Source organism: Leuconostoc sp., from assembly GCF_965300815.1.
Window position 1 is genome coordinate 1 of record NZ_CBDKZH010000182.1, and the last position, 1,694, is coordinate 1,694.

Genomic DNA, 1,694 nt, shown 5'->3' on the forward strand with positions numbered 1-1,694 from the left:
GACGTATCGGACGTTAAACGATGAAAACGCGCAATATAAAAAATTAATATTTGAGTTACGAAAAGGTGAATTACAATACTTTACCTTCGTTTCAGTTGAGGAGCAATAATGGCGAAAACATATTATTTTATCGGTATCAAAGGTACAGGTATGGGGCCATTGGCACAAATTTTACATGATCAAGGCCATGTGGTATTAGGCTCAGATATTGAAACTTATACTTATACACAAGCACCGTTGGAAGCAGCGGGGATTGAAATTTTACCATTTGATGCGGCCAATGTGGATGCTCATACGGATGCGATTTTTATTCGAGGCAATGCGTTTACAGACGATCATGTTGAAGTTGCTCGCGCACTGGCGCTTGGGGTGGCCATGATGACCTATCCTGATGCGGTGCAAGATCAAATTGCGCAAACAACATCGATTGCTGTCGCTGGTGCGCATGGGAAAACATCAACCACCGGTTTACTCGCACACGTCTTAAAAAACATTGCGCCAACCTCTTATTTGATTGGTGATGGTACGGGGCGTGGGGTACCAAATTCACAATTTTTTGTGGTGGAAGCCGATGAATATCGTCGTCATTTCAAAGATTATGCCCCAGATTACGCCATTTTGACCAACATTGATTTTGATCATCCAGATTATTATCATGATATTAACGATGTGACAGCAGCTTTTTCAGACTTTGCTGGCAACGTTAAAAAGGCCATTTTTGCTTGGGGCGATGACCCACATCTGCGCAGTTTACAACCAGCCGCTGACGTGTACTATTATGGGACAAATGCGGATCGGGATGATTTTGTCGCCACGAATATTCGGAAATCAACCCAAGGGTCACATTTTGAGGTGTTGTTCCGTGGGGAACCTTTAGGCGAGTTTGCAGTGCCGTTGTTTGGTCAGCACAGTATTTTAAATGCTTTGGCTGTCATTGCGGTGGCCTACATGGAAAAGGTTGATCTTAACTTGATTCGTGAGTTCTTAATGACCTACCAAGGGGTTAAGCGGCGTTTTAGTGAAAAGCAAATTGCCGATATTACAGTAATTGATGATTATGCGCATCATCCTACGGAAATCGATGCGACTTTGGATGCGGCACGGCAGAAGTATCCCAATAAACAAATTATTGCGATTTTCCAACCGCACACTTACTCACGCGTGATTGCCTATAAAGACGAATTTGCGAAAAGTTTAGAAGCCGCAGACAAAGTCTTTTTAGCTGATATCTTTGGTTCAGCGCGTGAAAAGGCTGGCGCCGTGACTTCAGCAGAAATCGGTGCGGAAATTAGTAAGTTTGGTGGCATTATCACAGAAGATAATATGAGCTTATTGATACCATTTGAAAACGCAGTGATGGTCTTTATGGGTGCCGGTGATATTGAAAAATATGAGTTCGCCTATGAAAAGTTACTGGGACAATTGCGGACAGATTTGCAGTAAATGCTGTAGACATTAGCGTATTGATATTATTTTAAATGCGAGTTTGCTATAATGATAGTAACCAGGCATTTCTATAGCAATATAATATATAGAAACGGTAATATTTTACGCTGGTAAAATTATGAAAATACGGGGAGACTCAAATGGATAATTTTGACATGAATGCCCGTCGCGATGTGACAGGCATGGACGCAGGAATGCGTGCGTTCTTTAAACAAACTTATAGCTTTATGGGCATTGCAGTCTTAGTG

General features: G+C 41.9%; 2 protein-coding genes and 1 pseudogene. All 3 read left to right on the top strand.

Features of this window, described 5'->3' with window-relative positions:
- The coding region (locus ACW12G_RS07895; protein ID WP_455647709.1) for a UDP-N-acetylmuramate--alanine ligase at nucleotides 1-109 on the top strand (109 nt) is incomplete at its 5' end.
- Complete coding sequence (gene murC, locus ACW12G_RS07900; protein ID WP_270747367.1) at nucleotides 109-1,443, top strand: UDP-N-acetylmuramate--L-alanine ligase; 1,335 nt, start codon at nucleotides 109-111, stop codon at nucleotides 1,441-1,443. The genes ACW12G_RS07895 and murC, both read left to right, overlap by 1 nt.
- Nucleotides 1,444-1,586: 143 nt before the next feature.
- Nucleotides 1,587-1,694 (top strand): annotated as a pseudogene (locus ACW12G_RS07905) (Bax inhibitor-1/YccA family protein); the annotation flags it as partial.